Consider the following 16,898-nt stretch of genomic DNA (forward strand, 5'->3'; position numbering starts at 1 on the left):
ATCACTGTGCCGAGCCACTAGGTGCTGGCACGGGCAACCTGTTGCGATCTTTCGACGACCAAAGAGTAACCGGCTATGCCGTTGAGCCCAACGACGCAATGCACGCTGTTGCCTACCGCCTTGCTCCTCATGACTCTCGCTTCCAGTGGATGTCAGGTACCGCCGAATCGTCCCGACTGCCCGACAATTCAGTAAATTGGGCGCTCCTTGGAAATGCGTACCAATTTGTTGATGCATACAAGATGTTCAAGGAAGCCTACCGAATACTCAGGGAGCACGGCTTTCTGACGATTATCTGGAACATTAGAGACTTGAAGCGAGATCAGCTTCAGCGCGAGATTGAGGAGATGGTGAAATGCGAAGCGCCCGGTCTCAAGAGAACGGGTGAGTCGATTGCAGATATGATGGACGCGATCGACCCGAATGGTCTGTTTTCCGAATATTGCTACGTGGAAGCGCGCCATGAGCAACACTTCACCCCTGAACGCTTTCTGGACACGTGGAAAGCCAGCCATGATGTTCCAAGTCAAGTGTCCAAACAGCAATGGGATGACATTCTGAATAAGACGGCGCGGATGATTCCTCGCGAATCGTGGATCCGTACGATTTGGATCACCCGGGCATGGACGTTCCAGGCCAAATAGCGGCTCTCTCGGATGGCGACAATCGATAGGAGGCAATGGTAGTTTAAGAGCGGGCCATTCCAACTTTACTCATGGTGCCAGGAGCCGCGCCATGGTCACCTGCAAATCCTCAAGCTGCTTGCACAAATCCTCAATGTGCAATGCGGTTTGCGCGGCGCCGTCGCGTCCAACAAAGAAGAAATGAGCTCCCTCCACATACCGACAGAGGCGGGTTGGGAGCTGCAAGGCCAATTCTCGCAACTGGCTCCAGGCCCCGTCGAGCGCCGGCATCGAGTTCGCGGCAGAATACTCGGAGAAGAGCTTCTGGCTGTTCAGGAAACCCCACGTCGCCTGATCGGTGAGAGCGTGTCGCGCGTCACTTATCCGCGTAGGCGCGATCACGCCCGTGAAGGGATAATCCGGGTAGGCAAAAGTTCCCAGGTCGGCGATTGTGTCGAGCAGGGAATTGCGTTCAAGACCGGCCCGTTGATTGGGTTCACCTCGCAACCGGATCGGAGTGTTCACAATGTAGTACTCCGCGTATGCGGCAGCGTCGATGAGCTCCGTCTCCCCCCAATTGATGTCACGGAGAAAGGATTCGTTGCGAGCGGAAAGGCCTGCATCATCACAGCCGGTTCTCCAGAAGCCTTCCACAGTAAATGGCTCTCCTTTCGGATCTACGCGAACCATACCTGGCATTGGTGGGAACGCTGCGAGTGCAATGAACCCCGGCATATCGAGATCCGCACTGCGTGCGGCAACATTGAACGCCCGAAAGGCGCGGCCAGCCATGCTCCATCCGATCGGCACAGTCGGACCACGCAAACCACGCGTTTTGATGATTTCGGCCGTTATCGCCGCGGCGGCGTTTCCCCAATCTGTCACCGTCAAATCGGGCAGGCGACGGCGAAAGACACGATGATCGGACGGATAGGAAAGAGCGATGAGGCCAAAGCCGCTTTTCTCGAGCCAATAGTCAAGAAAATCCTCCGCCCGACTGCCGGGGTGACCGTAGAACACCCTTGCCAGATGGCCGCCTCCAGGAAGCCCGACGATCGTGGGAGATCCCGGCGAGCCCGCGCGGACATATGCGATGGCAGGAACGCCGGAGGCTTCTACCAGAAACTCAGACGGTAGCAGGCCGTCCAAGTCGTGCTGTGTTGGAGTTGTTCCCATTGTACTCATTCCGTGTCCCAGCCCGGCGGGCGTCAGAGCCGATCTGTTGCCGGTTCAGCAGCCAAGGTCTTCAGCGAAGACCATCAGCCCGTCGCCTCTGCGCGCAAGACCCAGCGCCCGCCGACAGATGAGCGTGCCCGTGACGCTTGAGTGAACGGTGAACGGTTCGTGCCAGGGTACTTCCGGCGTGAGGATTTGCCCCACCGGTTGGCCTGGTGAAACTCGCGCGCCAAGCTCGATGAACGGCTCGAAGACGCCTGTGCTCTCGGCGTAAACGTAGTAACTGGTGTGCGGGCTAGGTCGCCTAAGGATCTTCATCGAACTTGGTGGAGGCAAAGTTGCAATGGCATCGGGATCGAGCGCACCGAGATGAGCGAGCACGCGAAGCACGCCGGCTTCTCCGAGCGCTACCGCTGCCGGTGAGACGCCGCCCCCGCCGCCAAGCTCGGTGCCAAGACGCTCAATTCCAGCGCGGCGGCACGATCCGATCGTACCTACGTCTGTCGTCGGCGGTTCGGAGAATACGTAGCCGACAGGCGATCCAAATGCGCGGAGTATACCTAGCAGTTTCGTGCGTACCGCTTCATCGTCGATGTCGGTGACGCTCGGAGCAGGCAAATAGTTGAGAGAATTTCCGCCGGAATGAAGGTCGATGAGAAAATCCGAATCAGGGATCAGCGTCTTCTCGATAAAATCTGCGATGCGTTCGGTCGGCGTGCCCCGGGGATTGCCTGGGAAACTCCGATTCAAATTGCCGTTGTCCAGCGGCGAGGTTCTCGTGCCTGCCAATGCCGCCGGCAGATTGATCGCTGGAAGCAGTACGAGGCCCCCGCGTATGTGACGTAGGTCCAGTTCGCGTGCCAGCCTTGTCAGTATGATCTGGCCCTCGAATTCATCGCCATGGTTTCCCGCCATGAGCAGGATACGTGGCCCCTCTCCGTTGCGGAGCGTGACGATGGGTATTTGAATCTGACGGTAAGCGGAATCGTTGGTCGATGAAGGAAGGCTGATGCTTCCCGTTTGCCTGCCTTCCCCGTCGAGGTCTATGTTCAATCTCATTGCGCTCTCGCTTCAACTCCGCGTGCGGCCATCACTGGCCCGCTTTGAATTCGACGTAGACGCTGAGATGAAGCGTCTGGTGGCTTAGTTCGGGGGGCGGAGCTGGATAATGCGCGCTCCTGACGGTGGCGAGTGCGGCCTGATCCAGAAGCGAAGAGCCACTCGTTTGTGCCAGGCTGACTCCCGACACATGTCCATCGAGAAAGGCAAACGTTACACGCGCACGACCATGCTGGCCCGAGGCGCGCGCAGACGCCGGGTAGACCAGCGCACTTTCCACGGCACGTCGCATTTGGCCTTGAAAGCTTGACATCGCGCCGGCGCTGGGCGCCGCGCTCGCCGTCGCTTGTTGCTGCGCGGGGCGAGCGGCGGGTTTCCGCTGGACCTGCGGCTGAGGTTTTGCCCGCTTAGGGCGTACGACTGGCGCCTCCGCCTTCGGAGGCAGCGGAGCAGGTTCCGGTGGAGCAACCTCTGCCGGCGGCGGAGGGACCTCCGCGGGCGGTGGAGTCACTTGAGGATCTTCGGGCACCGGGGGAGTCTCTTCGGGCACCGGCGGAGTTTCCGCGGCCATAGGAGGCGGATCCGCCGGAGCTGCCACCAGCGAGATCTGCATGGTCGGCGCCGAGGACTCGATTTTGGCCGGGCGTTGTGTGAGCCAGCCGACGACGGCAAGAAAACAGAGGCCCTCCAGCAATAGCGCGGCGGCAAACGAAGCCGGCAGCGCGGAGCGCTCCTGCGGTGAGCTGAAATGGTCGGCTGTCGCGATGCTCACAACGATTGCACTCCTACTTGGCTTCCTTCGCGGCGAGTCCCACCTGGACAATGCCGGCTTTGCGGCACGCATCCATCACTGCGAGAAGATTCTGGAGCGTGGCGGTGCCGGCTCCGGCAATGGTAACGGCCGCGTGCTCTCGGTCCGGCTCGGCCGCCAATTTGGCCGTCAGATCGTCAATTGTCAGTTTTTGACCATCCGTCTCGATAGCGCCGTCGGCAAACATGGTAACGACGATCTTTGGATGCGGTAGATCCTGTGCGGTGCTGCTCTGCGGAAGCTGCGAGGCGATGCCGGTCGCCGGGATCATTCGCAACGTGATCATGATGAAGAACACCAGCAGGAAGAGCATGATGTCGATCATCGGGATGATTTCTATGCGGCCCTTCCGCACTTCGAGATATCGCATTGGTCAGGTCCCCGTATTTGCAACCGGGTGGATAGCGGGACCGTGAGAACGCTTCTCGCCTAAAGCGACCCGAGGCGCATCGAGACGGTTGACCATGGAGATCTTCAAAGTCTCAAGTTGATGAACGATGAGCCGCGTCCAGTTGTTCAGGCTGTTGAAGCAAACGAGACCTACAATGGCGATCAGCAGGCCGCATGCGGTCGCAATCAGAGCCTCGCCCACGCCGCCGGTGATCTGCGTCGCCGCGTTGCCGGCGTCGCCGAGCACTGCGAACGCCTTGACCATGCCAGCGATCGTGCCGAGAAGGCCGAGCAAAGGCGCAAGTGTTACGATGGTGTCGAGCATCCACAAGCGGCTGTCCAGCTTGGGGGCCTGCCATAAGATCGCTTCCTCCAGGAGCTCCGACAATCGATGCGGGTCCTTCAACTCGGGATGCTGCAGCGGCACTTCCAGCAAGGCGCGATGCGGCAGCCGCGGTGATTTCTCGACGAGGTCCGCAAGCGTCTTCCGGTCGAGGTGCGCAAATTGCGCGACGATGCGGGTGACGCGCTTTCCGCGACGGACGGTGCGGCCAAGATACCAGAAGCGATCGATGATGACGGTGAGCGCGATTAGCAGCAGGACGGCCATAACGTAGAGAATGCCATCGGACTGCGCCGCGAGTTCGGTGAGACGATCCAGAGTCATGTTCAATTCCTTCGATGATGATTTGCTGTCAGAACTGCACAGACAGGCTGCTATAGATGTTCCGGCCGATCTGCGTGTAGAACAGCGGCGTCACTGACCCGCCGGAATAGCCGGCAAAGTCTACGACCGCATGACTGTCGAGGAGGTTGTCGATCCCAAATTTCGCCGTCACTGCGGCCAAATTGGGCAGCGGGTTCTTGACCTTGTAGGTGATGGCCATGTCGAGCTGATTGAATGGTGACAGCGGTTGCTTTTCTCCGACATCGCCGAAGCGCTGGCCGACCCATTTGTCCGTTAGTGAGGCATGCCAATTGCCCTCTTCATAGATCAGGCCGGTCGCAGCTGTTGCGTTCGGCGCCTGGGCGATCCATTGGCCGGTTTGCTTGTTCTTCGCGCTGTTGAGGCTGCCATTGGCAAACACGCTGAAGCCGTTGCCGACGTGGACCGTTCCTTCGACTTCCACGCCCTCGTAAATCACGCCGCCGGCGTTGAAGTAGTTGGTGATACCGCCGATCGTCTGCGATGCGATCATATTGCTGAAGTCGATGTAGTAGACGTCGCCGGCAAGCGTGAAGGTCTTGCTCTGGTACGACGTACCAACCTGATAGTTCCAAGTGGTTTGAGGTTGTACTGAGGCCGTGGTGGTCAGACCATTGGGAGGGGTCAAAAAGCCTTGCGCAGCCTGCGCATAAACCGACCAGTTGGACAACAGTTTATAGTTCGCGGCAAGCGAGGGCAGAACCTTCGCCCAAGTCTGAGCATAGTCAAGGGGCCCCTTTGTGTTAGGGTCGACGAGTGATTCATAGCTGCGTATGACATAGGCATACTTCGCGCCGGTCGTAATCGTCAGGTCGGGCAGCGCTTTCCAATCTGCTTCAACATAGGGCTGAACCGTATCCAGCGTGAGGTGCTGGTTGTAGTTGGTCGAGATGTATTTCTGCGCCAACGTCATATCGACGTTGAAGTTAGCCCGATAGCCCGGCTGGTGGTCGGCCCAGGCCCCGATCTTTACCGCCCCATCAGGCAGATCCTTCGTAAGCGAGACTACATCGCCATAGGAGCGATAGTTCGCGGGATTCGCCGAGCCTGGCACGTTGCTAGCACCGAAGATCGTGCCGAGCCTTGAATTTTCACTGACATCCTTTCCCAGAAGCAGCGCCGCGGCGTTATATCCGTAGGTGTAGGCCTTATTTTCGAGGTGCCAGCCGTCGCCATAATCGGACTTCAGGCCGAGGTATTCGAAGTCGGTCTGCAGGCTCCAGCGATTGTAGCCAGCGTACTGCTGCTGGTTAGGGTTGGAGGACAGCCCATAGTTCGGGCCATAGGCGGCAATTTGAGCGAGTGACGCGCCCTGAAAATAATTTCGTATTTCATCATTGTAGATCGATACGAAGGTGAGCATGGTATTGTCGCTGAGCGGCTGCTGGATCTTGAGTGCCGCATTTTCACGCTGTTTAGCCGTGTTTGTGAAATACCCGTCGCTCTTTGTAAACTGCGTGTCGAGGAAGAGCGAAGCGCCGTTAGCGCCCTTGATCTGGCCGGAATCAAATTGAAGACCGTAAAGCTGGGTGTTGAAGCTGCCGTAACTCGTCGTCGCTGTTGTGGCCATGGTCGACATCGGCGACTTGGTCTGCATTGCCACCGTGCCGCCGAACGTCGCATCGCCCACGGTCGACGCCGTGCCCGGGCCGCGGTCAATGGAGACCTGCCCTAGGTCGTTCGTCATGACGAAGCTTCCGCTACGCTGGAGAAGGTTGAACGCCCTAAGCGGGATTCCGTCGAGGGTGATGTTGAACTGGCCGACTTGAAAGCCACGGATCGAGATTTTTGCGTCATCTCCACCAAATCCGCTCGGCGAAGTCATCACGCTGGGGGCGACGTTGATGATCTTGTCGAAGTTGCTGGTCGCCGAAATATTGTTTTCGATGTAGTGCCTGTCGATGACGGACGTAGGCTGCGTCGCAGTCAAGGGCGTTGTCGTCGGCGCTTGATGGACGGCAGAATTGACATCGCCTGCACTATCCGAGGTCTCGACGGTCCCGAGGTCCGTCGTCTGGGCGTGAGCACCGGTCGCCCCGATCACCGGCGGAACGCTTGCAGCCAGCCAAAGTGCGGCGTAGTGGCGCCTGATCCCCCGCCGGTCTGCGATACTCGAAACTCCACGCATCTATAGGCCCTCCTGTTGCCCGTTTGACCGCCACGTACTCATCGTCAGCGGCGCACCCCTGCTCTATTAGTTCTATAATTATAGTTTGGAGTCTACCGTTTTGTGACAGTCAGAAGATCGCGCGCTTTTTCGCTTGGCGTGTGCACTGTTCTCGGCGCCGCTGAGGGATGGGATCGATAGCTGGCGCAATCGCAAAGCGAGGCACTCGGCGCTCAAGCCAATGCAATGGGCTTAGGGTCTAGCAAATGACGGTGCGCGAAAGCTGCGAATACGCTCGTTTTTGGACTTCAACGAACGCAGAATCGCATCGCCAGGGATACCTGACGCATCATTTCGGCAGCTGAGTGCTGATATCCTTGGCAAGGCGATCGAGCGCCGGGGCTGGAAGTTGTCGAAGTCTCATGACTTCGCCCACGCGATCCTCGATCATCATGTCAATCCGACCAGCGTTTTCGCCTGGGAAGGCATACCAGCCTCGACTACGCGGGGTGGAACGCAGCGCCGCCTGCATATTTGGATGCGCCGCATAGTGGTCGGCGAGAGACCCCGGATTCGCGATCGCGGTTTCGTTGGCGGGAACATAGCCGGTCGTGGTTGCGACCACAGTTTGCCCCTCTACGCCGGTTACGAACTTCATGAAACGCCATGCGAGGCCCTGCCGGGCAGGGTCGGTCGTATGCATGACGACCGTTATGCCGGCTGTGGGGAGGGATGCATCACTTCCAGTCATTGGCAGCGGAGCCGTCCCGATTTCGAACCGACCGGCCACTTCGCTTTCAAAAGATGCGAGGCTGCTGCTCGAATCCAGAAGGATCGCGATCCGCGCTCCTGTAAACGCCTGCCGCGATTGCGATTTGGTCATGTCGACCTTCGCCTGTCCGGCGAGACCGATGCGACGTATCAATTCCATCGCCTCTTGGCCGGCGTTGTCCGTAAAGGTGATCCGAGAGTCGTCGGCATTCATCATGGATCCGCCGAAGCAGCCCACCAGCCCTTGGAACATGAATGAGTTGTATTCGGAGAAGAGTCCGAGGACCTGGTTGTTTTCTGACTGGATGCGTCTTGCGACTTCTAGGATGCCATCCCAATTGCCAGGGAATGAACTAGCTCCCTCCTGAACCTTCGAGACGAGGGATTTGTTGTAAAAAACGATAGGGAAGGACATCCCGACGCCGAGACCGTAAGTCATCTTGCCGACGCGGCCGGCGGATGCCACCGAGGGGGAGTAGAGTTGTGGATTCCACGCAGGATCGGCATTCATGAACCGGTCCAGCGGTATCAGCAAATTGCGGTCGGCAAGCAGGCGGAGATAGTTGGAGCCCTGAAAAGAAACGTCCGGTAAGTCGCCGAAGATTGCCATTCGCAGAGTCTGCCGCATGATCGCCGGCTGGTCGAATTGCGAGACGTCAAGATCGATGCGAACATCGGGGTTCTCCCTCTCGAACGCAGATGCCAGGGCGCGAAACGTCTTGGAGAAGATCGAGGGCGCCGCGGAAACGCGCAAGACGGTGGATTGGGCATGTGCAACGTTTCCGATCAAAACGGCACCGAGGACAATCACAGCAGGCAAGCAGCGCTGGCTCATGATCTTCAGAACGCTCATTTGACGCTTCCGGCCGTAAGTCCTTCGATAAACCAACGCTGCGCAGCAAAAAAGGCAATGACCAAGGGTGCGACAACCAGCGTAGCCCCTGCCATCAACGGTCCGTAATCATTGCCGGTTTCCGCATTGGCGAAGGTGACGATGCCGAGTGATGGAGGCATGAACTCTTGCGAGTGCACTACGAGAAGTGGCCAGAAGAGATCATTCCAATGGCCGACGACCGAGACAATCGAAAAGGCGATGACGGCAGGAAGGGACATGGGCAGCATAATCCGCCACACGATGCTCAGCTCCGAAAGGCCGTCCAGCCGAGCGGCATGGACGATGTCGTCAGGGATGGACATAAAGAACTGGCGGAACAGGAAGATGCCGAAGGGTGAGACAACAAACGGGAAGATCAGCGCAGCATAAGTGTTGAGAATTCCAAGCCAGTAGCACAGAATGAACAGCGGCAATGCCAACACCTGATGCGGAATGAGCAGACCGATCAGCACGAACCCGAAGATGATCTCGCGACCGGCGAAACGAATTTTCGCAAGCGCATAGGCGGCTGGCGCGCAAACGATGATTTGCAGCAGAAGGATCGCCGCGCATACGATCACTCCGTTCAGCATGTATCTTGGCAAAGGCGCTGCGGTGAGCGCCTTGGTATAATTCTCCACCGCGAACCAATGCTCCGGCAGCAAGGTAAAGTTCGACGAGAAGAGTTCGGCCGGCGGCTTTAAAGACAAGCTCACCATCCAGATAAAGGGCACAAGAACGAGTGAGCCGGTCGTCAGGAGTATGACGTGGCGAACTAGGCCAGACAGAATTTTCGTACGCGGGGTCATGAGCGAGACGTCCGGGTGTTCACGACGCGCGTCTGAATCGCTGCAAGAGCGATAACGATCACCAGAAAGATGACGGCGATGGCTGCTCCGTAACCGGTCCTCAAATACTCGAAACTCTCTCGGTACAGCGCGTACAAAAGCATGACCGAGGCGTCGTCGGGCCCTCCCTTTGTCAGGATCTGGACAATATCGAAGGTCGCGAAAGCGCGCAGCATCACGACGATGACCACGAAGAGGGAGACCGGAGCTAGTGACGGCAGGGTCACGGTCTGCAAGCGATCGAGCAACCCATCAGCGCCATCGATCTCGGCGGCATCGTAGAGCTCCTGCGGAATGGCTTTGAGGCCCGCGAGGAACAGCACCAGCGCCAAGCCAAGACTTTGCCAGGTGCCGATGACCGCCAGGATGGGCAAGACCGTCGTCTCGCTACGGAGCCAGTTGGCGGTCGGCAACCCAACAGCCGCCAATACCTGGTTGACCAAGCCGATCGTCGGATGCAGCAGCGCCTCCCACACGATTGCCATGGCGGCAAGCGAGGTCATAAATGGCAAGAAGTGGATTGCGCGATAGAAGGCGCGCAAGCTCTTACCGCTCTCGATCAGGAGCGCCAGGGACAGCCCGAGAACCAGCGTGCTTGGCACAACCATAAGGACGTAAGCAGCCGTATTGAACAGCGCCGCACGGAACGCTCGATCGGCGAGCAGGCTGGTGAAGTTCGCCGTGCCAATGAATGACAGCGTCTTTGCCCCGAGATGCCAGTCGGTCGCGGCGATTGCGAGAACGGCCCCCGCCGGCAAGATGAACAGCACCAAGATGAGAAACAAAGCCGGCCCGACCAGGGCATAGCCGGCAAGCGCCTCCGCAGATCCTGTTTCGACCCACAACTCTCGGTCGACAACAACTTGCTGTTGCGACATCACTCTGCGTAGCTCCGAAGCGGAGTGACTTGACCATCGCCCTCGGAAAGTCGGCGCCCATCGGCGGAAAAAAGCAGCGCCTGCTCGCACCGAACTCGGAGATGTAGGGTTTGGTCGGATTGAAGCCTTGAGGCAAGCTCGACCGGAAGGCGCGCAACCAAAGGTTCGCGCGAGCCTGGGACGTCGACATAAGCGAATAGATCGGCGCCAACATGCTCGACATAGCGCAGCCTACCCGTCAATGTATTCAGGCCGGCGCGGTCGGCAAACTGCAGCGACTCCGGGCGGATACCAACCGTGACGCTGTCTCCGAAATCCAGCACATTGTCGACCGCAAGGGTAGACCCCGCAATAGCCAAGAGTCCCTCGCCTCTCGGCGCGGCCTCGAGCAGGTTGATCTTGGGCGCACCTATCAATTCGGCAACTCGTCGATCCGCGGGACAAGCGTAGATCTGCCGCGGCGATGCCACTTGCGCAACTTGACCATCCAGCATGACCGCGACGCGATCGGACATGGTCATGGCTTCCGTCTGATCATGGGTGACGTAGACGAAGGTCACGCCAAGGCGACGATGCAGCTCCTTGATTTCACCGCGCATCTGGACGCGTAACTTCGCGTCCAGATTGGAGAGCGGCTCGTCCATCAGAAAGACTGCAGGATGGCGAACCATGGCCCGGCCGACGGCCACACGTTGACGCTGACCGCCGGAAAGTTGGCTGGGTTTGCGTGAGAGGAGATGGTCGATCCCGAGCGCCTTCGCGGTCCGCGCTACTTCGGTCTTGATCTCGGTGCACACCGAGCGAACATTTGGGAGGAGAGCACCTATGACAGGAAGTCGCTGCCAAGCCGAAAGTCTGCGCATTCTCAGAGGCAGCGCCATATTCTCCGAGACTGTCAGATGCGGGTAGAGGGCGTATGACTGAAACACCATCGCGACGTCGCGCAGCTTGGGACGGAGGTGATCGACTTTGATGCCGGCGACCTCGATAGTCCCGCAATCCTGCTGCTCGAGCCCAGCGATGATCCTTAGGAGAGTGGATTTACCGCAGCCCGACGGACCGAGAAGAGTCAAGAACTCTCCGTCGCAGATATCGAGCGATATCCCGTTGAGAATCGAAGCGGAGCCGAACGATTTAGAAATTCCGCGAACGGATACGCCTACCAAAGGAGTTCCTCACATCTGGACCACGCCTGGAGATTATGGTTATAGAACCATTGCCGCATGACCGTTTGATGACAGCAGCCCTGTTGCTCCAAAGGCCGAATATTCTGAGGCACGTAGAGTGGAATGTTTGAATGTTTGGACGCTGACGCAACTTCGGTGACTAAGGCTTCCGGGAGAAAGCCGGGTCAGTGGGGGAGGCATGCCCAAGAGCCCGGGCACCGATCGGCGACTTCGATCCGGCCAGCGTGGCTTTCCAGGGCAAGCTTCGCCAGAAAGGAGGCGATCATGGACTAAAGCAGGTGCCACCAGCGCTTGAGACAGACACCGCCCGACTCGGTCAGCACGGTTCGGCCGAGCCGACGCGAACCCGTCAAACGCGAGGCATCAGATGTCTAAGAGTAAGCTCACGCGGCCGGCGCTGTAGCAGGTTTCCGCATACACGACGGGGATGTCCTTGCTGTCGACCTGAACGACTTCTGTCAGTAGAATGTAAGCGCTTATCGGCATCTTCAGATGCATTGCCTCTTCGCGGCTCGGCGGTCGCGCGCGAATTCGGATCGTCTTGCGTCGAAAATCCTTCACGCCGATGGACTTGAAGATCTTGCCGAAAGAGAAGTCCTCCGTGGGCTCCTTACCGATGTCCCGGAAAGCTTCCTCCAGGCCCGGCATACGCTTCAGGGGAAAATAGTTGTAGTTGTAGTTGACCGGAAATCCATCCGCTTCGCCCAGCAGGGTCACGAAGAGAACCGGACTGCCGGGCTTGATCTGGAGTGCCGTCGCGGTCTCCAGCGAGGCGCGAACTCTTTCCATCGCAATGAGCTTGCGTGATGGCGTGCGATTGCCGTCGCGAAGGTTCTGCTCGAACCAACTTCTGGCACCGAGGCGCAATTCAATGGGATTCACGACGGCATAAGCGCCGCGCGCCCGCTCGATTCTTAGAAAGCCCTCCGATTCCAGGTGTGCAATGGCCTTTAGCACCGTGTGTCGATTGACACTAAAGCGTGCAGCAAGCGATTCACTCGACGGTAGACGCTCGCCTGCTGTGAAAGTACCGTTTGCAATATCCTCAGCCAGCACGTCGCCGACTTGTCGCCACAAGCTGACACCTGCCCGCTCAATACGATTTGAATTCACGACTGCCTTTCTCTGACCTGTCCAAGCGTATTGTAAGCTCGGTTTGCGAATAGTTGTATAGAACCTTTGACTTGGCAACGTCGTATGGTTATAGACTCAAACTGCCCATGGCAGCCGAGCCGACTGGCTCGGAATGATTCCTGTTGCAGATACAACCCCAGCTTCTATGCAAATCCAAGCACCACAAATTTCCGAACCCCTCCACGAGAGCTCGCTTGTTGATTTCACGCGTTCATTGCCGCCTGCGGTGCCTAGGCTTGACGCCGAATTGGCTCGCGCGATTGATCGGCTTCGTTCTGAGCATGATCTCGACCGATTGATTCATGGCGGTGCAGCGCGTGGCTCGTCCAGCGGAAGACTCGGTGGGGCGCGCTATCTGGCGCCACGCCTTGGCGATGCGATCGATATCGAATGCATCCTTACGACCAACGGGACGCAGAGCGCGCTCCTTATCCTGTTTCATCACCTGGTCGGCAAAGGTGGCCGATTGCTTACCGAACGCTTGTCTTACGGGGCCTTGCGTGAGCTTGCCGGGATAGCCGGCATAGAGTTGGCGGGACTTGATGTCGACGGGGATGGTATTCTGCCTGAATCCTTCGAAAGGGCCTGCCGGAAGGGCGGCGTCCGCGCCCTTTACTGCAATCCCACGGTGCAAAATCCGACCACGGCAATCATGCCGTTATCCCGTAGAGTTGCTCTTGCAGATATTTCCCGTCGTTACGGGGTGCCGATCATCGAGGATGACGCCCTTGGACGGTTGCATCCCGATGCCACCGCACCGATTGCCAAGATCGCGCCAGACGTCGTGTGGTACGTCATGAGCGCGACGAAAGGACTCGCGCATGGGTTACGCTTGGCATACGTGGTGGCGCCTTCGCGAGCACAATGCGATTCGGCGCTGGCGCCGGTCGAACGGCTCTCGTTCTGGACTGCGGCTCCACTGTTGACCGCCGTCGTTGCAAGTTGGACGCTTTCGGGCGCGGCGGATTTGATTTCCGAGGCGATCCGGGAGGAGAATGCAGCGCGGGAGGCGATTGCACGTGGCGCGCTAGGCCAGATCGGTCTTATCTCAAAACCGGGATCGATGCATGTCTGGTTGCCCTTGCCGGCGCCGTGGACGTGCGACAGCTTTGTACGATCGGCGGTAGCTGCCGGCGTCTTGCTTAGGAGCGCCGAGCACTTTGCCGTTGACAATCAGCCCGTGCCGAACGCCGTGCGATTGTCGCTTTCAACGCCATCGAGCCGGCGGGCGGCCGAGGTCGGGATCGCGCGGTTAGCAGCTCTCCTCGATCGGAGACCGGCGGCAGAGTATCAAGAAGAGCGATCAGTACCCAACCCTTGTTGAAAGACGCCACTGAGCTGAATCGGAGTTCCTATGGCCTCAATATTGCGGGGAAAGCTAAACGAGAGTCGGCTGTTGCACGTGATGGCGGCTCACAGCCCATTGTCGGCAAAGCTCGCCGAGGAGACGGGGTTCGATGGAATTTGGGCCTCCGGCTTTGAGCTCTCGGCTCTTTACGGCCTGCCCGATCTGTCCTTCATCAGCATGACTCAGCATCTTGACATGGTGCGTGCGATGTCAGGTTTCACGCATTTGCCCATCGTTGCCGATATCGATACCGGCTTTGGCAATGCCATCAACGTCACCCATGCAATTGCCGAATACGAGCGTGCCGGTGCCGCGGCAGTCGTTATCGAGGACAAGACCTTTCCCAAGGTGTCTAGCCTTGCGATCACAGGCCGGCAGGAGTTGCTCCGGATCGAGGAGTTTCAGGGCAAGATTTCTGCGGCTCTTGCCACGCGGCGAGATCCCAACTTCGTGGTCATCGCTCGCACCGAAGCATTGATTGCGGGTCTAGGGGAGGCGGAGGCACTCAAGCGCGCGGCAGCTTATGAGGCGGCTGGCGCGGACATGATCCTCATCCACTCCAAGCAGAACACGCCAGATGAGGTGGAAAGCTTTGTGCGCGCCTGGAGCGGCGATGCTCCGATAGTCATCGTGCCGACCGCCTATCCAGAGATGAACGAGGGGCGGATCTCCGCCTTGGGCAAAATAAGGATGGTGATCTACGGCAACCATGCAATTCGCGCATCTGTGACGGCGATGAAGGATGTCTTTGCGCGCATTCGCCGCGATGGCGGCATTCACACGGTGAACAAGGATATCGTTCCCGTCGAAGAAATCTTCCGCCTGCAGGGAATGGACCGGGTGAAACTCGTCGAGAAGCAGTTCCTGCGCTAAGGTCTTCCAACCTGTCCTTATTGCCTAGTCCGAGGGGCGGACACCGAGTCTACCACGCGCGCGCACCGCTGGTCGTTGACCGAATACTGGAGATCGCGCGCTACACGCAACTCGCCATAGGCCTTCGACCGTGCCAGTGGAATTTCGAGGTTTGCGCTGGCGATCGCCGCGTCCCAGCACCGAAGCTTACGCCAAGCGGCAGAGACGCTCAGAATCAAGCAACCGACTCTTAGTCGTCGCCTGCGAGACCTCGAATACAAGTTGGGGGTCACGCTCTTCGAGCGCACGAACGGCGGCACGCGACCGACCATCGAGGGACAGGAATTCCTCGATGATGCCCAGCGCATCCTGGATGAGACGGAAGCAATCACGGTTCGTGTCAAGAACCACTCGCGCGGTGAGAGCGGTCAATTGACCATCGGGGTTCACGCCTCTCTTTCGGCTGGCAATTTTCGGGGGCACCCTCCTCGAGCACCGGCACCGTTTCCCCGATGTCGATACACGTCTAAGGAAATCGCGCGCCAGACCCGTCAGATTTTTCGCATGCAGGGCATCGGCCGACGACGCGTCTCCCCTGCCGGTGCGAACCGACAGGGGCGTTGCCGAGCGCGTCAGGGCGAGAAGTCGCGGCGCGCCAGGACGGCCCAGATGTTGCGGAGATTGACGTCCCGCCGCGGTGCGTTGAGGCGATCCTTCGGGGAAGGTCGGCAGCGCCGCGCAGATCTTGGCCGCGAGACCGCAAAGTTCGGTCCGCATCAGGCGCATTGTTTCCTCCATCGTTTTGACCGCGCCAATCGCGGCCTTCTGACGGAGGCCAGCGCCGGAGACGGCGGGTGCATCGCTTGCGACGGGAACGAAGAGGGCGAGTGCGCAGCACTTGCAGCCATGCAGCCGGTGAACGGTGCTAATTGGCCGGAAGAGAAGGACGGGTTTAGTGTGGTGGAAGAAACGGTTGCAGGTAGCTTTCGACTCGACTGACCGCCAGAAAGCCAGCGACTCTTGCAAAACTTTCGACTTGAGGTGGTATCTGGTTTCGCCTAGCCTCGCTTTAGGGGTGACGCAGGTAACACAGCGGACTTGGAGCGCGGGTTGGCGCTTGCATCAGAGGTATCAGCGTATTTGAAGTCACCGCTAGATCATCAGTTGCATGCCTTGCGCATGTTGCACGACGCACAGGCGTTGGGCTCTTCGTATCGAGAGCTTAAGGCTTCCAAATATATTCTTGCTTTATTCAGTGTGTTTTCCCAAGCACGTCGGGACGGGGTGCGGCTTGCCGCGCTCACCTTGTGCGTCACCCATAGTCAGCTCCTTTGGTTGCTAAGTTTCTCAGACATCAACCAGCCCTTGATGTCGTCAGGAAGATGCTAGTGTGGCTGGCCGATCCAGGTACAAAGGTAGTCCATATGAACCAATCGCTCCTCTCTCTTCAGAGCTGGCGATTGTGGAAAGGCTTGCTGTGGCCTTTGCTCCGCCGGGCAATAGGGATCGCGCGCAAGCATGGTCGTGCCGCCCGTCATGTGCCGACGATACAGATATGACCTGGCCACGCATCCCCCGCCGCATTTGGCGAGCAACGAGCACCCGCTGCATCCCTCGACTATGTCCGGATTTGCGTTGCGCTGCCTGAACACCCGAAATTGCGGGCTGGAAATGATCTCCGACAGCTCATTCGTCAGCAGATCGAATTCCGATTTGTAGTCATGTAGATAGACGCAAGGACTCACATGGACCTTGCCGTCTGGCGAGATCGAGTGGATTCTGAATGACGTTCGTCCGCAAGGACATCGCCGAGCCTCCGAGGTGTTGGTCACCGCCGCGATGGGAGGTTCGCCCAGGTCCACGGGATCGCACAACTCCATCAGCCGGGCGAAACCGGCATAGTACATGCTCGGCGGAAGCGCGATCCTCATATGCGCGGGCTCGGTCGGCTTGATCGGGTTGATCCGGACGTTGGCGTCGTGCGATTTCGCCAACTTGGCGAGTGCTTCAATGTGCCCGATGGAGAAGTTCCAGTTCATCGCCGCCATGATGCAAGTCCGCGAGATGCCCTCGCGGCGGCAGATATCGAGCGCCTCCACAGCTTGCCGAAAGATGCTAGTACCCACTTTTCTTG

General features: G+C 58.6%; 16 protein-coding genes. 4 read left to right on the forward strand and 12 right to left on the reverse strand.

The genetic code is table 11. The features are described 5' to 3' along the window. A partial coding sequence (locus tag FXB38_RS39950; protein ID WP_148756376.1) for a class I SAM-dependent methyltransferase occupies window positions 1-644 on the forward strand: 644 nt, incomplete at its 5' end. A 69-nt stretch (window positions 645-713) separates the two neighbouring features. Here the strand turns inward: FXB38_RS39950 and FXB38_RS39955 are convergent. From FXB38_RS39955 to phnF, 11 genes are all read right to left on the reverse strand, one after another. Continuing rightward, entirely contained in the window at window positions 714-1,808 is a 1,095-nt protein-coding gene (locus tag FXB38_RS39955; protein ID WP_187435484.1) for a hypothetical protein, read from the reverse strand. A gap of 45 nt (window positions 1,809-1,853) precedes the next feature. Beyond that, window positions 1,854-2,858 carry a succinylglutamate desuccinylase/aspartoacylase family protein gene (locus FXB38_RS39960; RefSeq protein ID WP_148756378.1) on the reverse strand — a complete coding sequence of 335 codons (1,005 nt, stop codon included), beginning with the start codon at window positions 2,856-2,858 and terminating at the stop codon, window positions 1,854-1,856. Between the two features lie 31 nt (window positions 2,859-2,889). Then, window positions 2,890-3,702 (reverse strand): energy transducer TonB, encoded by an 813-nt coding sequence (locus FXB38_RS45230; protein WP_430640217.1) that lies wholly within the window; start codon window positions 3,700-3,702, stop codon window positions 2,890-2,892. Next, the gene (locus FXB38_RS39970; protein ID WP_148756380.1) at window positions 3,644-4,039 is read right to left on the reverse strand and encodes an ExbD/TolR family protein; all 396 of its coding nucleotides are present in this window, start codon (window positions 4,037-4,039) and stop codon (window positions 3,644-3,646) included. The genes FXB38_RS45230 and FXB38_RS39970 overlap by 59 nt, the downstream gene beginning before the upstream one ends. A 3-nt stretch (window positions 4,040-4,042) precedes the next feature. Then, complete coding sequence (locus tag FXB38_RS39975; protein ID WP_148756381.1) at window positions 4,043-4,726, reverse strand: MotA/TolQ/ExbB proton channel family protein; 684 nt, start codon at window positions 4,724-4,726, stop codon at window positions 4,043-4,045. Between the two features lie 28 nt (window positions 4,727-4,754). Then, window positions 4,755-6,893 (reverse strand): TonB-dependent receptor, encoded by a 2,139-nt coding sequence (locus FXB38_RS39980; protein ID WP_148756382.1) that lies wholly within the window; start codon window positions 6,891-6,893, stop codon window positions 4,755-4,757. Between the two features lie 328 nt (window positions 6,894-7,221). After that, complete coding sequence (locus FXB38_RS39985) at window positions 7,222-8,496, reverse strand: extracellular solute-binding protein (protein ID WP_148756383.1); 1,275 nt, start codon at window positions 8,494-8,496, stop codon at window positions 7,222-7,224. Then, complete coding sequence (locus FXB38_RS39990; RefSeq protein ID WP_148756384.1) at window positions 8,493-9,326, reverse strand: carbohydrate ABC transporter permease; 834 nt, start codon at window positions 9,324-9,326, stop codon at window positions 8,493-8,495. The genes FXB38_RS39985 and FXB38_RS39990 overlap by 4 nt, the downstream gene beginning before the upstream one ends. Further along, a complete protein-coding gene (locus FXB38_RS39995) occupies window positions 9,323-10,243 on the reverse strand; it encodes a carbohydrate ABC transporter permease (RefSeq protein WP_148756385.1) in 921 nt (306 codons plus the stop codon). The genes FXB38_RS39990 and FXB38_RS39995 overlap by 4 nt, the downstream gene beginning before the upstream one ends. Then, window positions 10,243-11,409, reverse strand: coding sequence for an ABC transporter ATP-binding protein (locus FXB38_RS40000; protein ID WP_148756386.1), 1,167 nt, complete (start codon window positions 11,407-11,409; stop codon window positions 10,243-10,245). The genes FXB38_RS39995 and FXB38_RS40000 overlap by 1 nt, the downstream gene beginning before the upstream one ends. 384 nt (window positions 11,410-11,793) lie before the next feature. Continuing rightward, the gene (gene phnF / locus FXB38_RS40005; RefSeq protein WP_187435485.1) at window positions 11,794-12,543 is read right to left on the reverse strand and encodes a phosphonate metabolism transcriptional regulator PhnF; all 750 of its coding nucleotides are present in this window, start codon (window positions 12,541-12,543) and stop codon (window positions 11,794-11,796) included. 133 nt (window positions 12,544-12,676) lie between these two features. Here phnF and FXB38_RS40010 point away from each other — a divergent pair, with 133 nt between their 5' ends. From FXB38_RS40010 to FXB38_RS44335, 3 genes are all read left to right on the forward strand, one after another. Then, a complete protein-coding gene (locus tag FXB38_RS40010; RefSeq protein ID WP_148756388.1) occupies window positions 12,677-13,888 on the forward strand; it encodes an aminotransferase-like domain-containing protein in 1,212 nt (403 codons plus the stop codon). 30 nt (window positions 13,889-13,918) lie between these two features. Continuing rightward, window positions 13,919-14,785, forward strand: a complete 867-nt coding sequence (locus FXB38_RS40015; RefSeq protein ID WP_148756389.1) for a phosphonopyruvate hydrolase — start codon at window positions 13,919-13,921, stop codon at window positions 14,783-14,785. Between the two features lie 213 nt (window positions 14,786-14,998). Then, window positions 14,999-15,763 (forward strand): LysR family transcriptional regulator, encoded by a 765-nt coding sequence (locus tag FXB38_RS44335; RefSeq protein ID WP_347340268.1) that lies wholly within the window; start codon window positions 14,999-15,001, stop codon window positions 15,761-15,763. Window positions 15,764-16,149: 386 nt separating this feature from the next. Here FXB38_RS44335 and FXB38_RS40025 read toward each other — a convergent pair. Beyond that, on the reverse strand, window positions 16,150-16,898 hold a 749-nt coding region (locus FXB38_RS40025), incomplete at its 5' end, for an SPASM domain-containing protein (protein WP_210250995.1).

Source organism: Bradyrhizobium cytisi, from assembly GCF_008123515.1.
GTDB lineage: Bacteria > Pseudomonadota > Alphaproteobacteria > Rhizobiales > Xanthobacteraceae > Bradyrhizobium > Bradyrhizobium cytisi.